The organism is Methylobacter tundripaludum SV96 (assembly GCF_000190755.2).
GTDB lineage: Bacteria > Pseudomonadota > Gammaproteobacteria > Methylococcales > Methylomonadaceae > Methylobacter_A > Methylobacter_A tundripaludum.
The window spans coordinates 1205639-1226368 of sequence record NZ_JH109152.1; the positions used below are offsets into that span (position 1 = coordinate 1205639).

Here is a 20730-nt window from a genome sequence, read left to right on the forward strand (position 1 = left end):
TATAGAAATCAATGGGACTTTATTTATTGGGCTGGCGACTTAGGCGATTAATACAATCACCGTCAATAAATGGCGTAGTTTGTGCTAATCGTTTGAGAATGAACACCTTAAATATATTACTTATTGAAGATGAAACGACAGATCAGTTATTAGAAAAGACACTGATTGCTAAAGGCTATTCAGTCACCAACACGGTACCCTCTGAAACAAACATTCCATCCTTAGCGATGACCAACAAAACCGACCTTGTTATTTTTAATATCGACAGTCCCAAAAAGTATTTTCCGCACATCCATTACCTCAACCGGAACCAGCCCCTCCCCATCATTATCTTTGCAGCTGACGATACCTCCGACACCATCAAGCAAATCGTTAAGGCCGGAGTCAGCGCTTATGTTGTCAACGGTTTGGAAACCAGCCGCATTAACAGCATTATCAATATCGCCGTGGCGAGATTTAAGGAACAACAACGGCTTACCAATGAGTTGGAAAAAACGAAATCCAGGCTTGAAGAAAGGAAACTGATCGACCGGGCAAAAGGCATCTTAATCAAAACCCGCGGCTTTACCGAAGACGATGCTTATCACACCCTGAGAAAACTGGCGATGGATCGCAATATAGCGATCGGCGAAATGGCGAAAAACATTATCGCCATGGCTGAACTGCTTAAGTAGCCGGCATCAAAAATACCACGAAGCCGGATAAAACTTCGTGGTAAAACGCCTTAGCTATCGAATAAACCAAACGTCATTGGCAGCCTGAAATTAAGCGTAACGTCTTGCGAATCTGTCGTAGTGCCGATGCCTAAAGATAAATTGAAGGTAGTTCGTTTGGAATATTTGAAGGAATAGCCAACTAAAAGCTGCCCTATATCCAGCGTACTTCCCGGAATCGTTCTTCCATCAATTTGAGAATCTAAAACATGCTTGTGCGAGTACCCTAAACTGTACGATGACCGTTCATTAATGCCGAACCCCATACCAAAACTTAATCCTAGCGTATCACCCGGATCAATCTTCCCGAAGTTCGTACTGGTTTCGGCATTATAACTGTAGCTAAGATTGCCGAAAAAAACCGCTGGATCGGTTGGATAAAGCGCTGTAACACTGGGCTGAAAACTGTAGTATCCGGCACCCGTCGGCAATTCGGTTGGAAATGTTGCTCCGGGAACGCCTTGAGCTTGTACAGACACAACGTCGAAAGGGCTTTTTCCTGTGGGTGCCGTTGCAACGATATTGCCGACAAAAATCGGCCAACCGCCGGCTCCACTGTTAAGCTGATAACGACTGGCAAATTCAAGGTCGCCAATGCCGCTTCCGGTTGCATTAAAGGTTTCATCAACGCCCGCACCAATACTGACCGGTCGTGAGCGTTGAGTATCATCACGATAGACGTAAGGAACCCTGAACTCCACCTCCAGCCTATCCGTTATGCCGTAACGGGCTCCCAGAGCGCCGATAAAACTGTGTCGTTTAACTGAGCGAAGATCGATAAGGCCGATAGCAATAGCGGGAAGAAAGGTAAATGCATCAAGAAACACCCGGTCATTACTGGTGTAAGCGTAATACATCGACGGTTCGACAACAATTTTCCCTTTTCTGGTTAACACGCCGCCTACGGTTTCGCTTAATCTGGGTATTTCGGGCGGCCTTGGTTTTTCCGTTGCTCCGGGAGGCGCTTGACCGACAGGCTTGGACGGAAGTTTATTAGGCGATATTGACGGCTCATTATTATCTTTTGCCGCAACGATTTGAGGCTTGTTTGCTGCCTGCTGAACCGGTGCCGCTTTATTCTCTACGGCTTGATTGGTCAAGGCATCAAGACGCAACTTAAGTTGCTCCAGTTCTTTGCCTTGCTCGGCAATGATCTGCCGTTGTATTTGGAATTCTTTTTGCTGTTCGGCAATTAATTTCTTGTATTGCGCCGCAGAATTATTTTGCTTAGCTGTTTCTGCATAACTCCTGTTTACAAAAAAAACACAACAGATAAAGATACCCCCCTTAATAGCCAAAAATAGAGGAAATTTTCCGCTCCTAAATTTCATCTTCATATTATTATTTCCATTTTTTAGGTATTAGATTAGCAGCAATTAAATTCCCTACGTTGTCATTTAGAATTGAATTTAGCTGTAGCAATTAATAAGCATAACGGACTTATTAATTGTTTTTTAAACATCAATTTTAGTATTTATTACTTGGACTTTTATAGATAAATAAAAGCTCCGGAAAAAGATAAGCGCGGATAAACAAGCCATCCCGTTAACTTTATAAATTATTAAGCCCATCAGGACAATTAGTATGAATACGTAGCAGATAGGTTATTAATTGGGTGAATGATGGCATTTTCTACATCATTACTCCATACACAGCGGTACCCATCAGTTCCATAAAAACCGGAACGCAGGTTGGTTGTAAGGCTATACGTTTTAAGATGCTCGTTTTAAGATGCTCGTTTTAGTCCAAAACGACTCAGCGACTATCGGGATTTATTTAACACCGCTACAGAGTGGATAATGATCGACCACGACACCCTTTAATTGGATTAATGCACATTGGGCATAATCAGGTTATTAAAGACCGCACCGTTATTATTCAAATCCAAACCTTTTAAGTTACTAACCGCTATATTAATATCGGTAACAGTTCTAATAACCTGGTTGTCAACGTTATTCTGAATAACCGAACCCAACCCCGTCATTGCCAACTCCGGAGCTTGATTCAGGGTTCCGTTCTGAAACAGTGATGCATTCTCCGGTAATTGAAAAAATGAGGAAGAAACTACCGAACCGTTCAACGAAGTGATTCTATCCAAACTAAAATCGATGTTCGTTCCGTTTGGCAGCGCAAACCCGCCTCTTAGTTGATCCAACTCACTGTCGGACGCACGATCCCAATTATCAAACCGTTGAGCGGCAATGCTTGACATCTCATCCGCTGATACCTGACAGGCGAAACCGCCCAAAACCGCTATCCAGAGTGCAACCTTCATGAGTTTTCGGTAGACGTTAAATTTATATGTTTTCATCTTAAACACTCCGCTTAATTAAAAATCCCAACGTCCGGGTTGCAACATATTGAATGCCCCTAAACTGGCTCGATCGGCGGCGGAACCCAGCGGCGCCTTGACCCGAAGCGCCCACTCTTGCTGATCCTGAAAATGCCCTGCCGCGACATCCTGTTTATCATGGATTAAAAATAAAATACGGTTCCCCCACATTTCTTCAAACTCATCGCGGGGTATTACCTTTATGCCTACAGCGGGATCTCCCACCAGAACTTCCTGGTCACTAACGCCTTTAATAATAACGAAATGCAAGTAACCGTTATTATTGATAATGGTGATTGCCGGAACATTGGCTGTAACCAATTGATCCAATTTGATCTTGAAACCATCGGAGCGGTAGCCGTGCCTTTCCAGATAAAGTTTTATATCCAGTAACGAAAAACCCTGTTTTTGAATCTTCTGCCGATCACCGTTTTGATACATATCAACAAATACGCTTTGCTCGTCTACCGCATCGTCATAATGGTAGGTCAGCAAGCTGGCCAAAGTGGCCGAACCGCAACTGAAGTCGTACTGTTGCTTGTATACGGTCTTGAATCGCCGTTCTAAAAAACTGGTCACGGGAACGTCATAGTTTCCGGCGCCCGCAACGCCATTAAAATTAATATCGCCCGCATTGCTACACAATGTGGGTAGCATGAGAAGAACACATTTAACAAAAAATCGCATCATGTCGCACTTCCACTAAATAAAAATTTATTAAGGGGCGATCGTTACATTCACGATAGTCGAATCCTGAATGATGACGTTGTTACCGCTGTTTTGAATAACACTGGTAAAACCGCTTGCCTGTGTAAATGAACCGCCGTCAATTATGTTGGCGCCATTCACATTATTGTTTGCCTGGTTGTCCGCCAGCGTAGCGCGTACGTTCATGTTATTAAGGGTAAATATATCGACTCCTTCGCGCCCCCGCGCATTATCCAGCTCTTCCAATAACGCTGTTTCGGTCGAAGAAAAAAGTAACTTGTCCTGATTTTGATCAGCTCCGGCTTGCGCCGCCTGACTTTGCGCAATAACTACAAGTAGCGTTAAAACGCAGTTCTTTACAATAGTTCCCATAGCACCCTCCTCACATATTTGACGATATGCCAGTTAAGAACCGGTGAGCGATTGCTCACTCACCGGCAAACTGCAGTTTATTAACCAATACCGTTAATAAACCTTAAGGTGCAACAGTTGCAGTGCCTTGGGTAACCGTTACAGTGCCGTCAACCAATACCGATTGTTGCGCTAAACCGCTACCTGAGTTTTGAAAGGTTTGGGTAATACCGGCGTTGCCGACAATCGAATGATCGATATGATTGCCGAATGGTATAGAAGCCAATACCGTAGTATCGGATGGTAAACCGGCAGGGCTACCAGTGACTGAACCGTACAAATCTTGATTGTTGGCTTTGTAAGTGCTGGTGGCGTTACCGATACCGGCAACTGCATTGCCATTGCCATGAGCTTTCAACTCGAAATATTGCGAGGTGGCGTTTCCGACATTGGCTGATGCTGAACCGTCGCCCTTGGCGTCTGATTTGTTGTTAGTAGCCGTAGCGGTTCCTGTATTGGATGATGCTGAACCATCTTTCGCATCTGATTTATTGTTAGTAGCAGTAGCGGTTCCTGTATCGGATGACGCTGAACCATCTTTTGCATATGATTTATTGTTAGTAGAAGTGGCATCTCCAGTACCGTTTACAGCAGCAGCTTGATCCTGAGCCTTTACTTTGCCGTCGGCACCAGTACTGTTATCGGTTTGAGTGACAGTTTTGGTAGTAGAAGCATTGCCAGTGCCATTGACAGCCGCGCTGTTATCTTTAGCTTTGGCATAGCCATCTTGACCACTACTGCTATCAGTTTTTGTGATAGTTGTAGTCTTGGTATCAGTAGTACTTGCAGAACCGCTACCGATTGAAGAAGCACCTTGATCGTCAACCTTCACTTTGCTATCGGAACCAATACTGTTATCAGTTTTTGTGAGCGTTGTAGTGTCGGTATTAGTTTTGGTGCTGGTGTTATTACTATCCACCGTTTTTACGCTGTTGTTTGTATCGGTGAGGGTTTTAGTATTGGTATCAGTAATAGCACCGATTGTAGAAGTACCGCCCCCCTCAATTGAAGAGTTTCCTTGACCTAAGCTTGCTGCTACAGTTATTGGGTCCTGTGCCCATGCACTAGAAGCTACGCCCAGTGCAAGAAGAATACTTGCAGTTAATATTTTTTTGTTAAATTGTTTCATTGTTATTACTCCATGAATATATTTAAATATAATCAGATGTCGTTCACTAAAAATATCTGATGCAATTGCAACAACCGCCTCTCTCGCCATTTCTGTGAGCTAGCCGGTTATCACAATTACAGTATCCTTAACAGCCCCTTAAATTTCCATAGAGACAAAATCAACAAAACATTAAAAATCAGTAAGATAGGTATAAACACTTAAGTAGTAAGACGAGTATTCAAGAGAACTCATGAACATCCGGCGCTTCGACAAACTCTGCACGAATGGAGAACGTTATCCGACCGGCATACAGCACTGACTCTGTATTGCCCTCGCCTTTGACTTATCAAATCACGGGACTTTAACGCGACAGAAAAAACCAGCGTCCTTTCGCGTTCCCTGTCGTAAGTGGCAAAGTCTTGACCGGCATTAGCCGGGAAATTGAAGACGCGGCCGTTTCTATCGTGACGATAAAAACGGCGCGGTCAATGAAGAATCAGGCTGAACCTGAAATGTAGATACGACGATAATCAGTCGGTTGTTTGTCTAAACAGGCACCCGAACTGCACTGCGGCAGCCCGTAACTCCACCTGGCTATGCTATTTTTTTCAACCACTCTTTAACAACAGGCCAGCCGCGTGTGAGCCATTGTTCTGTTACAAAAGCCGCCGCAGGTTTAATCTTCTTCCCTAGCGTCTTGGCATAAAACCATAACCTGTCCGCAAATGACGCGTCAGTACTATCGCGCATCTGTAAATAACGCGAACCCAAGCCATCAATAAACACCGGTTTAAACAGCCACATTTCCAGAATAGACGTTACCCACATAAACATGAATGAAACGCCCATGCCCATACCGGCAAAAATAACCAACCAGGCAAACATCGGGTGAATCTTGGTCAGCCACCATGACAATATATCGGCTACAAGAAACGCATAAGGCATGCCGATAGCAATGCACTTATATTGCGTTGTCGTGGTCTCCGCAAAACTAAAGATAAGCCCCACGAACATAAAGATGAAGCTGATGCCGAACATATGCACATGCGAAACCCGCGTTAATGACGCGAATGTAGCCCCCGTATCCTCTGTGGTTAAGGCTTTTAGCGCCTCGAATTGGGTAAAATCCGGTATCCCGGACGCTTCCTTGTTATGGCACATCACGCAACGGCTCTCGATTATTTTGTCGATGCCGTCCGCCTTATAATCATCGCTGTTCGCGCCATCCCTAACCCATTCCATGATCTTAAATCGTTCCTGTTCCGGGGCATTATCCTTCATCGAACCATTCAGTTTCTGCTCCAAAACCGTGCCTGACCGATTGCCGTAATAACTGTAAACAATATCATCAACGGACAAGCCGAATTTACCGTCCGCCATACCGTGGGTAAACAATATTTGAATTAATGCAAAGAGATAGCCTATGCCAACCGTACACAGATAACCGGTAAACAGTACCTTGATAGGGGTATCGTGATCTTTTAGGGGAGTATATTTTGTTGTCATAATGTCGATTGATAATGTGTTGCGTTCCAGGTCCAATCATGAACCCATGATTTCATGTCTAGCGCCCGGCACGAGTCAATGACCGAACTACAGCGCTCAACAAGATTATACGTTGTCTTGATTACGTTATTATTGCCATTCTTCAACCCGCTTTCTGCTTATCGCGGTTATTCAGCAGCATCCCCTCCGCCTTGCTGCCCAAGTAAACATAAATACCCAGCGACACCAGCAGCGACGCCACCGCAATAATGATCCAGACCGCTTCAATGATATGTTCGCCATCGCCCTTTAATGCGAATTTAAAAATCATCAACAGCGACTCAATGGACACTGCGATAATAATCACCGCAATAAAACGGGTAATCGTGCGCCGGGTCGAGCTATGCCTGAGCACATCCTTGTACAACAGCACTTCTTCTTCCAGCGTTGTCTTGCCCAGATCAAAAATAGCCAGGCTCAAGGTCAGGTAAATAACCACGCCCAACGGCATCTCCAGCCGCTTTTCCGGCGTCATCATCGCATATATCACATCCAAACACTCAACCCCGGCCGCATAAAGCAACATCAACGCGACCGTAAACAAACCGAGCACGATCAGCGTATACATGGCTTTAAAATAGGGTTCGAAATGAATGCGCCTGCTATCGCCGGTCAATATCGCCAGCATGGAGCTAAGATCAATATCCAGCACAACGACACCCTTTATGGTGCTGTCATCATTGTTAACTTTCATGCTGGCGGACAGGCATAGCTCCCGTCTGACGCTGGACAAATAAGGCTCAGTTACCGCTACCCCGTCAGCCTTCATCGCCGCCAAATAGTAGGGCCGGTTACTACGGTCCGCATCCAGGCCGATTTTAGGATGATGCTTAAACTGACTGCCCGGCACGTTCATGCAGATTTGCTTGCCTTTTGCGTCAAGCAGGTAAAGAAGACTGACAAACGGGTAATAAGAACACAGGGAATTGAGAAACTCGGCAAGTTCCTCATCACTTTTCTCGAACATTTTGTCATCGGCAAAACAACTCAAAATGGAAGAAAGCAGGTTATGAATAGCGACGCGATGTTCCTCGTATTTCTCAATAACATTGATATGACTCATTTTAGACATGCTTTCGATCCCGAGAATTCATGATAACTCTCCAGGCTCCAGCAGGTTTTGTGCCAGACGATCAAAACAGTCAACAACCCTTCCTGTGCGCAGAAATCACACACCAAAACAACCTAATTGGTGCAATGCACAGGGAATTTGCACCTATTAAGTGCGTTATTTTAAGGGCTCCGACCACTCTTGTTCTACAACAGGTCGCTTATAGCACTTATATTTGTTAAATAATTAACATAAATAACCCATATAGAAATTTTGGCACAACGATTGCTTTTAACACTGCAGAGACTCCAATGGCGGAGCATTAAAGAAATATTGGTTTAATGGCGAACTCTATTGACAAAGGCGTCTATCAGACTGAATGCATTGAGCATTCCGCTGAGAGACGCTTTTTTTTGCCTGATCCAGGCCGCTATTTCCATGAGTTAAATCACTTTATGTATTTGCCGATATTTTGATATTTGCGCATCAAACATAAACAGGGCTATTTCTGAGACACCTTAGAACTGAACAACAGCAGTTTCTTGCGGGCATGTAAAAAACGAATTAAGACGAATTTGAACAATGGAAACGGGTAGATCAACTAAAGACGACATTTACCCTCCAAAAAACCGGGATGAACAGCACTCTAGTAATCGGGGAAATGGCAAAAAATGTTATTTCCATGGCTGAACTCATTAAACAAACATTTCTATTATGAATACGGAAAAAAAACTATTCTCTTATTTTGAACCTATTGTTAGCACTGTCGGCGGCTCTATCAGCAGCCATGAAGCATTAGCCAAACAAAACAAACCTATGAATCAAGAAAAGATACTATTCCCCTATTTCCAACCTATTATTGGCGCTGCCAGCGGCACTATCATCGGTTACGAAGCATTAGCCCGGCAACATGACGCCAATGGCCGGGTTATTTCGGCCGGTGAATTATTCTCTTCGCCGGACATTGCCCCCGACCAACTGATAGCCTGGGATCGCATGGTTCGACGTCAAGCTCTGGAGCAATTCAGTCGATCAAATTACAAGGGATATTTAACCATCAATATTTCAGCCGCCTGGATCGACCACCTCGCTGACTTTACTTCATTGCCGACACTGCTCATGCTGGACGAGTTTAATGTTGACAGAAACCGCGTCATTATTGAAATAACCGAATCAAAAGGCGACTTGGATAAACTTGTTGAAATTGCCGACCTGTATCGCCAACACGGCTTAAAAATAGCGATTGATGATTTTGGCGCCGGGTTTTCTCAGCTGGAAAGAGTCATGGCCATACAACCCGACATCATCAAACTGGACATGCAATTATTCCAGAATGCCGCCAAAGGCGGCATAGCCAGCGATGTGGTGCATTTAATATCCCGCCTGGCGAAACGCACCGGTTGCCGTATCGTTTGCGAGGGAGTGGAAACCATTGACGACTTCCATTTCGGCTTAAGTTGCGGCGCTCAATATATGCAGGGCTATCTGTTTTCACCCGCCACAGCGGAATTTAAAGAACCGCTGCATTATCAAAAACAAATCAGTTCACTGAGAAAGACCTTCCTGAAAAAAACCTTGGCCAAAGAAGAACACAAGATACAGTTTATCGCCAATATTAAGGGCTTGATCGAATGCCTGAAAATAGCGCTGGAAACCGACTTCAACCTCAAAAAATTATCCGCGCACCCGTTTGAAACGAGCGGCATTTTACGGTTCTATTTATGCAATAACGAAGGCGATCAGATCTCATCGAATTTTAATTTTGCCGATGGCAACTGGTTCGAGGACCCGACTCAAATCGGCTTTAACTGGGCATGGCGACCTTATTTTTATCAATTGCTGGCGCTTGAGTCGGCAAAAGACAGTTACCGCCTGGTAACTTCTGAACGCTATCGGGATTTTAATAACGATATGCTGTGCAAAACCCTATCGCTCAGACTGGACGACGAGCGTATTTTATTAATCGATATTGCTGCCGAATGGCTATGATGTTTAACCTTCGAAGCGATTTAATCGTCCGTCGCCTTTAGACATTCACTATATCCTGAGATTCGTACATAACGATGCAATCGCCAAACAAGGAAGGCTTTTTTGTGTCTCGCACCACTTTGAGGCGGACGCAATAGCCAACTAAAACAGAAAAGTGACCACCGCTTTCAACTTTCCGTCATCGATGACGGGCATTGCAAGCATGGAATTCAAGCGTCCTTCTACCGGCACAACTTCCGCGTTATTTCTGATGGCCGGAACGCCGGTTAGCCATACCCTGCCCAATAGTCCCTCGCCTTTGCGCACGGAGATGGTTTCAAACATTTCTGCCAGCTCATCATTTTGTTTACTGTATCCCGACTGACACACCAGCCGTTGACCGCGTTCATCCGGCACCCAGATCTGTATGCGTTTGGCAATCGGCGTCGCTTTAGCCGACAGAAATGTCATGATATAAACCTGGTTTGCAACCACCGAAACCGGAATACCCAGCGCCGTCGTTATCCCGGCTTTTCTGGCATCCGAACTTCTGATAAAAGCGGAGGCTTGCCCCAGATCCTCTATGAGTACGGGCATGCCTGTTGCCCATACCTGTCCGGGTAAACCGGAACCCTTGATGAAGCTCGTTCCTCTGGAGATGTTTTCAAATTCATCCAACGTACCGTAATATCCGTCAATAACCGCCAGCTCAGTATTTTTCTCCGCGCTGTTGCTCCATACTTCTATCGCGCCGGCATGATGCTGATCGTCCCCACACAAAAAAACCACCACGGCCATTATAAATTCACCTGAAAAAACAGGTATCGCAATACCGCAGGTTAACCCTGCTTTTTTGGCTGATTTTGTCCGCTTGAAATAAGAGTGGTCAAATTCGGTTAACACGACAGGATGACCGGCTGCCCATGCTTTACCGGGCAAACCTTCATCATAAGCGAAGGATTCCTTTTCACTGGCAACCCGGAATTCATGCAAAGAACCATACAGTCCGGCGCTAAAGCCCAAGCGGGTACGATCTTTTGTGGGTATCCATATTTCCGTTACCTTAATAAATGTTTTCATATCAAGCCGTTTGCTTTATGGAAGAAAGCCGCTTATGAGTCGCCGATCGATGTTCTTCATATTTTTCAAAAACATTAAGATGGCTTATCTTGGACATAATCGGAATACCTGAGAATTAATAATGATTCTCCAAGTAGTAGCAGATTTTATGCCGAATTGGAGAAACGGCTTGGACAACAGCATCAATGCAGGAGCCGTATAGCGGTGTACCGAGGAGCCTATATCTGTCCATGCTGCCGTAAAACGCCTGCTTTTGGTGCAGCCATTCCTATACCGCATCTCAAGAGAACTCAATTGGTGCACCACATCGAAAGATTGCACTCATTCGATGCATTGTTCTCGAAACCCTCATTATCCTTGCGATATGAAAGGTAATCGGTAACCAATTGTAATTATTAAATAAGATCTATGGAAAAATATCATATAACCATTTTGGCACAACGCTTGCGTTAAACACGACAGAAGCCCTGATAGCGGGGCACTGAAAGATCTTGGTTTAACGGCGAACCATATTGACAAAGGCGTCTAACAGACTGAATGCAGTAGCATTCCGCTTGAAGACGCTTTTTTTTGTCCTTCTTTAAGGATAGAAAAACCTAACAATGGATTAATAAATGTCCGCAGCAATTTAAGCTCCCATTACATTGCAAGCATTCGATACATTCTGGATTTAATAGCGTCGGCACATCAATCGTAACGATCGGCCGGAACATGGATCTAATCGAAAATATTTACTATTTAACAATCCCAATCATAACTATAGAAACAGGAGATTGCATCATGCTAAATAACTTGAAAAACTCCGGACAGTTAACTATCAAAATGCGTTTTACGATCATTGTAAGTACGTTGGTCATCGGTTTTTCACTGTTCGGTTTCGCAACATTCAAGGCCATGAATACACTGAATGTTAATGGCCCCATTTATCAACGCATAGTTCAGGGTAAAGATATTATTGCCGATGTCCTGCCTCCGCCTGAATACATTATCGAATCCTATCTGGTGACGCTGCAATTAACCCAAACCACCGACCCGGCTGAAATCAGCACCTTGGTGACGCACTTTCAATCGCTAAAAACGGAATACGAGTCCCGTCATCGTTATTGGACAGGCCAATCTTTGGAACAGGGACTCCAGGTTTCTTTACTTGAACGTTCTTACCGGGCGGCGCAAACCTTTTACAATGAAGCCGGCCAGCGGTTTTTGCCGAGCATCCAGGCGGGCGACCGTGACGGCTCACTCGCCAGCCTCCTGAAAATGCGTCGCGCTTATGAAGAGCATCGTAATGCTATTAATGACGTAGTGAAACTTACAACAGCCCGCAACCTGGAAGATGAGGCACACGCGCAAAATACAATACACGGGTACGAAATCCTCCTGGTCGGCATTTTTATCTTCAGCGTTGCTATGGCAGTCGTGTTGACCGTACTGATCAGTCGCAGCATCATACGATCGCTCAAGACCGTCCAACAGGTTGCAGGAGCCATTGCCAATGGAGACCTGCACTCCAGCATTGACACGCATCAAAAAGATGAAATCGGGGATCTGTTGCGCTCCATGAAAACCATGCAGGATTCGATCAACTTCTTCGTTACCGGCCTGGACGATATGGCGCAAAAGCACGCACAGGGCTGGGTCAAAGAGCAACTCGACAGTTCAACATTCTCCGGTATCTACGGCAAGATAGCCTATGAAGTTAATGACTTGATTCAATCGCGTATCCTGATCAACAGAAAGCTGATCGGCATCGTCTCCCAATATTCAAAAGGTGATTTCTCTCTCGACATGGACGTTTTGCCGGGAGAAACCATTGTCATTACCGAGATTATGGACAATGCCAAAAAGACCTTTCTCGCCGTTAACAACGAAATCAAAATGCTTGCGGAAGCAGGCGCTCAAGGCGATTTCTCAAAGCGTAGCGATCCGGATAAATTTGAGTTCATGTTCAAGGGGATTTTGGCCAATCTCAATCACCTGATGGAAACCTGCGATGTCGGCTTCAACGACGTGCTGCATGTCGCCGATGCCCTGGCTCAAGGCGACTTGACCCAAACCATCGACAAAGACTATCCCGGCACCTTTGGCGAAGTGATTGTCGGCATGAATAGTATTGTAGGAAACCTCAAAGGCCTGGTCGGCAATATCAAGGATTCCACCGACAACATTCACACAGCGGCTAACGAAATCGCCACCGGTAACAATGACTTATCGCATCGCACCGAGGAGCAAGCCGCCAGCCTGGAACAAACCGCCGCCAGCATGGAAGAGCTGACCTCCGCCGTGCAGCATAATGCCGTCAACGCCCAACAGGCCAACCGGCTCGCCGTTGACGCATCCGACATCGCGGGCAAAGGCGTTGAAGTGGTCGGCCAGGTCGTCATGACCATGAATGAAATCAATGAATCGTCACGTAAAATCGGGGACATTATCTCGGTGATCGACGATATTGCTTTCCAGACCAACATTCTTGCCCTCAACGCTGCGGTAGAAGCCGCCCGCGCCGGTGAACAAGGCCGGGGCTTTGCCGTTGTTGCCGTAGAAGTGCGCAACCTCGCGCAACGCGCCGCGACGGCTGCCGGGGAAATTAAAGAGCTGATTAGCGATTCGGTCGATAAAGTCTCGGACGGCAGTAAGCTGGTTGCCCAAGCCGGGCTGACCATGGAAGACATTGTCACCTCCATCCGCGGCGTTACCGACATGATGTCTGAAATCACCGCCGCCTCCGCCGAACAAAGCGCCGGCATCGAACAAGTCAATCAGGCCATCACCCAAATGGATGACGTAACCCAACAAAATGCCGCTCTGGTAGAACAAGCCGCTGCGGCCGCGGAATTGCTGGAAGAACAAGCGCAAAACCTGGTGATCACAGTGAGCAGTTTTAAAGTGGTAGATAGCTCGGGCACGTCAAACAGCTACTTTCATTTACCGCCTGCGAAAAAAGAAATAGCGCTACCCAGAGCAGTTGCCGGTAGGAAGTTACAGTTACAACTTGCTGGTAATGATGAGTGGGATGAGTTTTAATCCCCCTTTATTATCTAAAAACGATCTATTTTGCCCCTTATTCGCCCTATCAATAGCCATGGACATCACCATCACCACACCCGCCCTGTTATTTCCCGCCATTTCAGTTTTATTTTTGGCCTATTCCAACCGTTTTCTGGCGATTGCCAGCCGGATTAGAGAACAGCATAACCTGTTTAACAAAACCCAAAGCCCGGTTGCCAAAAAACAGATCGACAGCTTAAGGCTCCGCATCCGCTTTATTGTGGCGATGCAAGTGCTGGGCGTCGTTGGCATTATCTGCTGCACACTCGCTATGGGGCTGATCTTTTACGGACTACAGTATTACGGCAACATGACTTTCGGCTTCAGCATGGTGTTTATTGTTTTATCGTTGTTAGCATCAATAAGCGAGTTATTGCTTTCAACAAAAGCGCTCAATATCGAGTTGGAAGATATGGAAGCGCATTCGTCATAGTTGGTGCAAACGAATAGGTGAATGCACAAAATTGATGCATTACAGACATACACCCCTCTCACCTTGCCCTCCTCAATACGAACTATAACCGCTGATATTCATTAACTTAAATCCATAAAATAAGCATCCACCCATTTTGGCACAACGATTGCTTTAAACATTACAGGAGCTCCAACGACGGGGCACTAAAAAATACGGGTTCAACGGCGAACCCAAACAGACAAAGGCGTCTACCAGACTGAATACAGTACGTATTCCGTTAGGTGACGCTTTTTTTTTGCTGATTTTTTCAAACCTGCTGAGGTCAATATGAAACAAACCGGACGATTTACTATCAAAAAACTGGTTACGGCGCTGGTTGCCGTGGCTGCGGTATCAACCTTTTCCTTTGCAACCAGTGCCTACGCAGCTGAAAAGCTGGAAAAGGAAAGCTTAAAACTCGGTTTCATCAAACTGACCGATATGGCGCCGTTGGCGGTTGCCCTGGAAAAAGGCTATTTCGAAGATGAAGGTCTTTCCGTGCAATTGGAAGCACAAGCCAACTGGAAAGTATTATTAGACCGTGTCGTCAGCGGCGAACTGGACGGCGCGCACATGCTGGCAACCCTACCCTTTGGCACCGCCATCGGCTATGGCACCAAAGCCGATATAGTCAGCGCCTTCACCCTGACCTTAAACGGCGATGCGATTACCGTATCCAACGATGTCTGGAAACAAATGAAGCCGCAGATTCCGATGAAAGACGGCAAGCCGGTACATCCTATCAAGGCCGATACCTTGAAACCGGTGCTGGAAAAATACAAAGCCGCGGGCAAACCTTTCAACATGGCGATGACTTTCCCGGTCGGCACGCACAATATGAAACTGCGTTACTGGCTGGCGGCCGGTGGCATTAAGCCCGGTTTTTACGCGCCGCCTGAAGACACATCCGGCCAGATCGACGCCGAAGCCATGCTGTCTGTAACGCCGCCGCCGCAAATGCCGGCCACCATGGATTCAGGCACGATTGTCGGCTACTGCGTCGGCGAACCGTGGAACCAGCAAGCGGTGTTCAAAGGCATCGGCGTACCGGTCATCAGCGATTACGAACTGATGAAAAACAGCGCAGAAAAAATCTTCGGCGTAAACAAAGAATGGGCGGATAAAAACCCCAATACCCATAAAGCAGTGATAAAAGCCTTGATTCGCGCATCGATGTGGCTGGATGCGGAAAACAATAAAAATCGTAATGAAGGCGTGGAAATGTTGTCGCAAAAACAATATGTCGGGGCTGATTACGAGGTTCTTGCCAACAGCATGAACGGCACGTTCGAGTATGAAAAAGGCGACAAACGCGACTTGCCCGATTTCAACGTCTTCTTCCGTCATAACGGTTCTTACCCTTATTACAGCGATGCAGTCTGGAGTCTGACGCAAATGCGCCGTTGGGGACAAATCAACGAATACAAAACCGATGCCTGGTACCTGGAAACCGCTAAAAAAGTGTATCGCCCGGATATATACATGGCCGCGGCCAAGGCGCTGGTTGCCGAAGGCAAAGCGAAAGCAGGCGATTTTCCTGCCGACAGCGAAACCGGTATCAAGCCGCCCAGCGCCGACTTCATTGACGGCATCAGTTTCGACGCCACCAAGCCCAATGATTATCTGAGCAAGTTTCCTATCGGGCTTAAAGGCAAACAAAAAGTAGTGAGCGGCAAGGTTGTTGAGTAACGCCATCGTTCCCACGCTACGGCGTACCCTCTGGGGCATAAATGGGAACGCAGTAGAGACGCTCCAGCGTCGCGAAACGGGAAGCTGGAGCTTCCAACACGGGGTTCCCAAGCTAGAGCTTGGGAACCCGCCCGAAAAAAAGTGTGAGTGCCGACCTAAACAATGGACGTTGACTTAGTGCAGGGACGCGCCTTTTTTGCCTTTAACCTTTTGCCTTTCACCTGCTTTTAGAGGTACCGACAATGCACAACCAACTGATAAAGTTTTTAAACATAACCGGGCTCACCTGGTTTGTCCCTTTGGTAAAAATAGCCGCCGGAGAAAATCCATCCCTGCAAATCCGGCAACTTTGGCTGATTATGGGCGTCCCCATACTCGCGTTCATGGTCTTCCTTGGACTGTGGAGCTTTTCCGCATCCAAAGTCAACACCAGCCTGGGCGCAATTCCCGGCCCGGTCGCGGTATGGCACGAAGCCGCCGGATTACTGGACGATCATTACGCCGAACGGGCCAAAGAAGCCGAGTACTACCAACGCCAGCAAACCCGCAACGATCAAAAACACGCGGAAGATCCGGCCGCTGAAATCAAAGTCCGCCCCTATAACGGCCAGGCCACTTACCTGGACAAGATTTTCACCAGCCTTTACACGGTTTTTGCAGGCTTTGTGATTGCCACGCTGATCGCCGTGCCGCTCGGCCTGTTCTGCGGCATGAGTCCGATCTTTAACTCCGCGATCAACCCGCTGGTGCAGATTTTCAAGCCGGTATCGCCATTGGCCTGGCTGCCCATCGTCACGCTGGTGGTCAGTGCCGTGTATGTGACTACCGATGATTCCTGGTTTGAAAAATCGTTCCTGACGTCCGCGATTACCGTCACGCTGTGTTCGCTGTGGCCGACCCTTATCAATACCGCCGTTGGCGTGTCATCGATAGACAAGGATCTGATCAATGTCGGCAAAGTATTGCGTCTTAGCTGGAGCACCCAAATCAAGAAAATCATTTTGCCGTCTGCGTTGCCTTACATTTTCACCGGCATGCGTTTGTCGCTGGGCGTGGGCTGGATGGTGCTGATCGCTGCGGAAATGCTGGCGCAAAATCCGGGGCTGGGCAAATTCGTCTGGGATGAATTCCAGAACGGCAGTTCCAACTCCCTGGGCAGAATCATGGTTGCGGTATTTACCATCGGCCTGATCGGCTTTGCCTTGGACCGCATCATGCAGTCTTTACAAAACATATTCTCTTTCGGTAGAGCGCTTTAATCAAGGAGTCGGTGATGTCCGTCGTAAATCTTAATATTGTGAACCCTTCGACAAGCTCAGGACAGGCTAAGCGCACCCAGAGCAAGTCGCCTGCGCCATCGAATGACGCCCACCAGCCTTTGTTGGAATTAAAGGCCGTGTGCAAGAGCTATGGAGCGACATCCATACTCAACAACATCAACCTGAGCATTAAAGAAGGCGAATTCGTTGCCATTGTCGGTTTTTCCGGCAGCGGAAAAACCACGCTGATTTCAGCTATTGCGGGGTTAATTCAGGCCGATAGCGGCGAAGTGCTAAAACAAGGCCGGCCGATTACCGCACCGGGACCGGACCGCGGCGTCGTGTTCCAAAACTACTCGCTGATGCCGTGGCTGACGGTGTTTGAAAACGTGGCGTTGGCGGTCGATGAGATTTTTAAAGACTGGTCTGCCGAACAACGTAAAGCGCATACCGAAAAATACGTCAGGATGGTCAATCTCGGCGCGGCCATGGATAAAAAACCCGCCGAACTGTCCGGCGGCATGCGGCAACGGGTCAATGTCGCCAGAGCTTTGGCCGCCAACCCCGATATTTTGCTGCTCGACGAACCGCTCAGCGCGCTGGATGCGTTGACACGCGGCAACTTGCAGGATGAGATTTTGCAAATCTGGGCACAGGAAAAGAAAACCGTCATCCTGATTACCAACGATGTCGATGAAGCGATTTACATGGCGGACCGGGTTATCCCGCTTAACCCCGGCCCCGATGCGACCTTCGGCCCGGATTTTCATATCAATATCGACCGTCCCAGAGACCGGACTGCGTTAAACCATAACGCCGAATTTAAACGATTACGCGCCGAAATAACCCGTTATTTAATGGACATCGGCATCGAAAAAAACCTGGGTTCAAGCGCCGATCAAATCGTCCTGCCCAATGTTAAACCCAATACCAGCAATGACTGGGATCGTGATCACTCGGCCTTTGCCGCGCCTGCTCCCGGCAGGCCTGCGGCATCCACACCCTCCCTGGCGATCGCCGCGTCCGTTCCCGACGGACCTGCGGCATACACACCATCCCTGGCGATAAAACCCGCGCTGGGCGATTTAGGCCGTCCCCGTTACCTGGAGTTTTCACAGCTGTCAAAAATCTACCCGACGCCCGACGGCAACAGCTCGGTTAAAGTCGTGGACGGCTTCGACCTGAAAATGAAAAAAGGCGAATTCATATCGATCATCGGCCATTCCGGCTGCGGTAAATCAACCGTATTATCGATGACCGCCGGTCTGAACAGCGTTTCCGAAGGCGTTATTATTCTGGACAACAAAGAAATTGATAGTGCGGGCCCTGATCGTGGCGTAGTATTTCAGGCGCCCAGCCTGTTTCCCTGGTTGACCGCGTTTGAAAACGTCATGCTGGGCGTAGATAAAGTCTACCCGCACGCCTCCAAATCGGAACGCGACGATATTGTTGAATATTATCTGACCCGCGTCGGTTTGGGCGACTCGCTCCGTAAAAAAGCCGCCGACCTGTCCAACGGCATGCGTCAGCGTGTCGGCATTGCCCGCGCCTTTGCCTTGTCGCCCAAACTGCTGTTACTGGATGAACCGTTCGGCATGCTGGATTCGCTGACCCGCTGGGAATTGCAGGAAGTGTTGATGGAAGTCTGGGAAAGAACCCACGTTACCGCCATTGTGGTCACTCATGATGTCGACGAGGCCATCCTGCTGGCAGACCGGGTGGTCATGATGACCAACGGCCCGCACGCTAAAATCGGCAAGATAGAAGACATCGATTTGCCCAGGCCGCGTAGCCGCAAAGCCCTGCTGGAACATCCCGACTATTACAAATACCGGGAAAGCATCTTGAGCTTTCTAACCGAGTGCGATCATACGCATTAATAAGCGCTTCGTTGGGCAACTTATGCGAGTTCCCAAGCTCCAGCTTTGCAACCAGCGAACAACCGGCAAGCCGGAAACGCCACCCCGCGCTACGCTTGGGTGATCTCATTTCGGCCTACTTTATTTCGTCCCTTTCGTGCTTTTCGCGGACAACTTGCAACACCACACATTAAATACAATTAGGAGGCTTTATGCCGCAGCAACAAAGAAAAACCCCCTTATCTGCATCACTACTGGCCCTATCGGTAGTGAGCGGCTCAGCCTTGGCGGGCGTTACACAGGATGTTGAGGATGCGCTTAATTTCTATCATTACGGCAAAAACGGTGCGGTCAAGTTCGACCTAAACACGCGCTGGGAAAACGTAGATCAAGACCGAGGCACGCAAAAAACAGCCAATGCTGTCACCAGCCGCTTACGCGCCGGTTTACTGTCGCCGGTATTTCATGGTATTCAAGGTTATGCCGAATATGAGGGCAACTTGGCGATGGTGGATGATTACAATAGTACCCGCAACAATAATACCCGTTACTCAACGATTGCCGACCCTGAAAAAAGCGAACTCAACCAATTATGGCTCAGTTATGCCGGCATTCCCGATACCTTGATTAAAGGCGGACGGCAACGCATCAAGTTTGATGACGACCGGTTTATCGGCAATGTCGGCTGGCGGCAGATGGAAACCACCTTTGACTCGGTACTGGTCACCCACAACAATCAACAGCTTTTCGGCCTGACCGTTAATGCGGGCTATATCGGTAATGTACAAACATTTACAGCCACCAACGAGCGTATCGAAGCTCCTATTCTAAACGTCAATTACAAAGTCGGCGATTACGGCAATCTGGTCGGTTACGGCTACTGGCTGAATTATACCGAGCGGGAAAACTATGAAAAGTCCAGCGAAACCTATGGCTTGCGTATGACCAATTTTCAAAAGCCGGGAGACACACTGAAACTGAGCGACAACTACGGCGTGGTTTATACCGCCGAATGGGGACATCAGGAAGATTACGGACACGGCCCGACCAAGTACTCGGTTGACCGCCTTAACCTGATGGGCGGCTTAACAGCCTATAACCTCACCTTTCAAGGCGCCATAGAGCAGCTTGACGGCAAAGGCCTCAATAAAACGTTTGATACGCCGCTGGGCACCAACCATGCCTTCCAGGGCTGGGCGGATATATTCCTGGTTACGCCCAGAAACGGTATTCGCGACGTATTCGGCACGATGATTTCCACTTTTGACCGTGGCGAAGTCATATTAACCGGCACTTACCATAATTTTACCGACGATACCGGGCAACTTAAGTATGGCGATGAGTGGGATTTTTCGGCGCTTAAGAAATTCGGCAAGCATTATTCGGTATTAGCGAAATATGCGTATTACAGCGCAGACAACTATAATGCCGCCGATACCTTTACTAATACGGATACCCAAAAAATCTGGTTACAAGGGAATATAAGTTTCTAAAACTTATTGACT

Annotated in this window: 16 protein-coding genes; 8 read left to right on the forward strand and 8 right to left on the reverse strand. The window is 47.4% G+C overall.

What is annotated here, in order from left to right:
• Window positions 1-98 precede the first annotated feature (98 nt).
• The gene (locus METTU_RS05480) at window positions 99-674 is read left to right on the forward strand and encodes an ANTAR domain-containing response regulator (protein ID WP_006890310.1); all 576 of its coding nucleotides are present in this window, start codon (window positions 99-101) and stop codon (window positions 672-674) included.
• A gap of 50 nt (window positions 675-724) precedes the next feature.
• Here METTU_RS05480 and METTU_RS05485 read toward each other — a convergent pair whose 3' ends face one another.
• The 7 genes from METTU_RS05485 to METTU_RS05520 all read right to left on the reverse strand — a co-directional run bounded on the left by METTU_RS05485 (window position 725) and on the right by METTU_RS05520 (window position 7892).
• A complete protein-coding gene (locus METTU_RS05485) occupies window positions 725-2050 on the reverse strand; it encodes a hypothetical protein (RefSeq protein ID WP_006890311.1) in 1326 nt (441 codons plus the stop codon).
• Between the two features lie 491 nt (window positions 2051-2541).
• Entirely contained in the window at window positions 2542-3024 is a 483-nt protein-coding gene (locus tag METTU_RS05490; protein ID WP_006890312.1) for a hypothetical protein, read from the reverse strand.
• An 18-nt stretch (window positions 3025-3042) separates the two neighbouring features.
• On the reverse strand, window positions 3043-3702 hold the full coding sequence (locus METTU_RS05495) for a C39 family peptidase (protein ID WP_254257829.1): 660 nt from the start codon (window positions 3700-3702) through the stop codon (window positions 3043-3045).
• A gap of 60 nt (window positions 3703-3762) precedes the next feature.
• The gene (locus METTU_RS05500; protein WP_006890314.1) at window positions 3763-4125 is read right to left on the reverse strand and encodes a hypothetical protein; all 363 of its coding nucleotides are present in this window, start codon (window positions 4123-4125) and stop codon (window positions 3763-3765) included.
• Window positions 4126-4228: 103 nt separating this feature from the next.
• Window positions 4229-5383, reverse strand: a complete 1155-nt coding sequence (locus METTU_RS05505) for a hypothetical protein (RefSeq protein WP_150107743.1) — start codon at window positions 5381-5383, stop codon at window positions 4229-4231.
• Window positions 5384-5869: 486 nt separating this feature from the next.
• Complete coding sequence (locus METTU_RS05515; RefSeq protein WP_006890316.1) at window positions 5870-6781, reverse strand: Aq_1264-related membrane protein; 912 nt, start codon at window positions 6779-6781, stop codon at window positions 5870-5872.
• A 142-nt stretch (window positions 6782-6923) separates the two neighbouring features.
• A complete protein-coding gene (locus METTU_RS05520) occupies window positions 6924-7892 on the reverse strand; it encodes a PDC sensor domain-containing protein (RefSeq protein ID WP_006890317.1) in 969 nt (322 codons plus the stop codon).
• A 693-nt stretch (window positions 7893-8585) separates the two neighbouring features.
• Here METTU_RS05520 and METTU_RS05525 point away from each other — a divergent pair.
• The gene (locus tag METTU_RS05525; protein WP_006890319.1) at window positions 8586-9860 is read left to right on the forward strand and encodes an EAL domain-containing protein; all 1275 of its coding nucleotides are present in this window, start codon (window positions 8586-8588) and stop codon (window positions 9858-9860) included.
• A gap of 141 nt (window positions 9861-10001) precedes the next feature.
• Here the strand turns inward: METTU_RS05525 and METTU_RS05530 are convergent, their stop codons facing one another.
• Window positions 10002-10919 (reverse strand): hypothetical protein, encoded by a 918-nt coding sequence (locus tag METTU_RS05530; protein ID WP_006890320.1) that lies wholly within the window; start codon window positions 10917-10919, stop codon window positions 10002-10004.
• Between the two features lie 780 nt (window positions 10920-11699).
• Here METTU_RS05530 and METTU_RS05535 point away from each other — a divergent pair.
• The 6 genes from METTU_RS05535 to METTU_RS05560 all read left to right on the forward strand — a co-directional run bounded on the left by METTU_RS05535 (window position 11700) and on the right by METTU_RS05560 (window position 20718).
• Window positions 11700-13940 carry a methyl-accepting chemotaxis protein gene (locus tag METTU_RS05535; RefSeq protein WP_006890321.1) on the forward strand — a complete coding sequence of 747 codons (2241 nt, stop codon included), beginning with the start codon at window positions 11700-11702 and terminating at the stop codon, window positions 13938-13940.
• Complete coding sequence (locus METTU_RS05540; RefSeq protein WP_254257830.1) at window positions 13930-14397, forward strand: DUF2721 domain-containing protein; 468 nt, start codon at window positions 13930-13932, stop codon at window positions 14395-14397. The genes METTU_RS05535 and METTU_RS05540 overlap by 11 nt, the downstream gene beginning before the upstream one ends.
• Window positions 14398-14706: 309 nt before the next feature.
• On the forward strand, window positions 14707-16107 hold the full coding sequence (locus METTU_RS05545) for a CmpA/NrtA family ABC transporter substrate-binding protein (protein WP_006890323.1): 1401 nt from the start codon (window positions 14707-14709) through the stop codon (window positions 16105-16107).
• 242 nt (window positions 16108-16349) lie between these two features.
• On the forward strand, window positions 16350-17366 hold the full coding sequence (locus METTU_RS05550; protein WP_006890324.1) for an ABC transporter permease: 1017 nt from the start codon (window positions 16350-16352) through the stop codon (window positions 17364-17366).
• 14 nt (window positions 17367-17380) lie between these two features.
• The gene (locus tag METTU_RS24345) at window positions 17381-19246 is read left to right on the forward strand and encodes an ABC transporter ATP-binding protein (protein WP_006890325.1); all 1866 of its coding nucleotides are present in this window, start codon (window positions 17381-17383) and stop codon (window positions 19244-19246) included.
• A gap of 191 nt (window positions 19247-19437) precedes the next feature.
• Window positions 19438-20718 carry an alginate export family protein gene (locus tag METTU_RS05560; protein WP_006890326.1) on the forward strand — a complete coding sequence of 427 codons (1281 nt, stop codon included), beginning with the start codon at window positions 19438-19440 and terminating at the stop codon, window positions 20716-20718.
• The last annotated feature ends 12 nt before the right edge of the window (window positions 20719-20730 follow it).

Coding starts and splice junctions, on each gene's coding strand:
- METTU_RS05480 (WP_006890310.1), top strand. CDS start 99: ATGAACACCTTAAATATATTACTTATTGAAGATGAAACGACAGATCAG.
- METTU_RS05485 (WP_006890311.1), bottom strand. CDS start 2,050: ATGAAGATGAAATTTAGGAGCGGAAAATTTCCTCTATTTTTGGCTATT.
- METTU_RS05490 (WP_006890312.1), bottom strand. CDS start 3,024: ATGAAAACATATAAATTTAACGTCTACCGAAAACTCATGAAGGTTGCA.
- METTU_RS05495 (WP_254257829.1), bottom strand. CDS start 3,702: ATGCTACCCACATTGTGTAGCAATGCGGGCGATATTAATTTTAATGGC.
- METTU_RS05500 (WP_006890314.1), bottom strand. CDS start 4,125: ATGGGAACTATTGTAAAGAACTGCGTTTTAACGCTACTTGTAGTTATT.
- METTU_RS05505 (WP_150107743.1), bottom strand. CDS start 5,383: ATGGCGAGAGAGGCGGTTGTTGCAATTGCATCAGATATTTTTAGTGAA.
- METTU_RS05515 (WP_006890316.1), bottom strand. CDS start 6,781: ATGACAACAAAATATACTCCCCTAAAAGATCACGATACCCCTATCAAG.
- METTU_RS05520 (WP_006890317.1), bottom strand. CDS start 7,892: ATGTCTAAAATGAGTCATATCAATGTTATTGAGAAATACGAGGAACAT.
- METTU_RS05525 (WP_006890319.1), top strand. CDS start 8,586: ATGAATACGGAAAAAAAACTATTCTCTTATTTTGAACCTATTGTTAGC.
- METTU_RS05530 (WP_006890320.1), bottom strand. CDS start 10,919: ATGAAAACATTTATTAAGGTAACGGAAATATGGATACCCACAAAAGAT.
- METTU_RS05535 (WP_006890321.1), top strand. CDS start 11,700: ATGCTAAATAACTTGAAAAACTCCGGACAGTTAACTATCAAAATGCGT.
- METTU_RS05540 (WP_254257830.1), top strand. CDS start 13,930: ATGAGTTTTAATCCCCCTTTATTATCTAAAAACGATCTATTTTGCCCC.
- METTU_RS05545 (WP_006890323.1), top strand. CDS start 14,707: ATGAAACAAACCGGACGATTTACTATCAAAAAACTGGTTACGGCGCTG.
- METTU_RS05550 (WP_006890324.1), top strand. CDS start 16,350: ATGCACAACCAACTGATAAAGTTTTTAAACATAACCGGGCTCACCTGG.
- METTU_RS24345 (WP_006890325.1), top strand. CDS start 17,381: ATGTCCGTCGTAAATCTTAATATTGTGAACCCTTCGACAAGCTCAGGA.
- METTU_RS05560 (WP_006890326.1), top strand. CDS start 19,438: ATGCCGCAGCAACAAAGAAAAACCCCCTTATCTGCATCACTACTGGCC.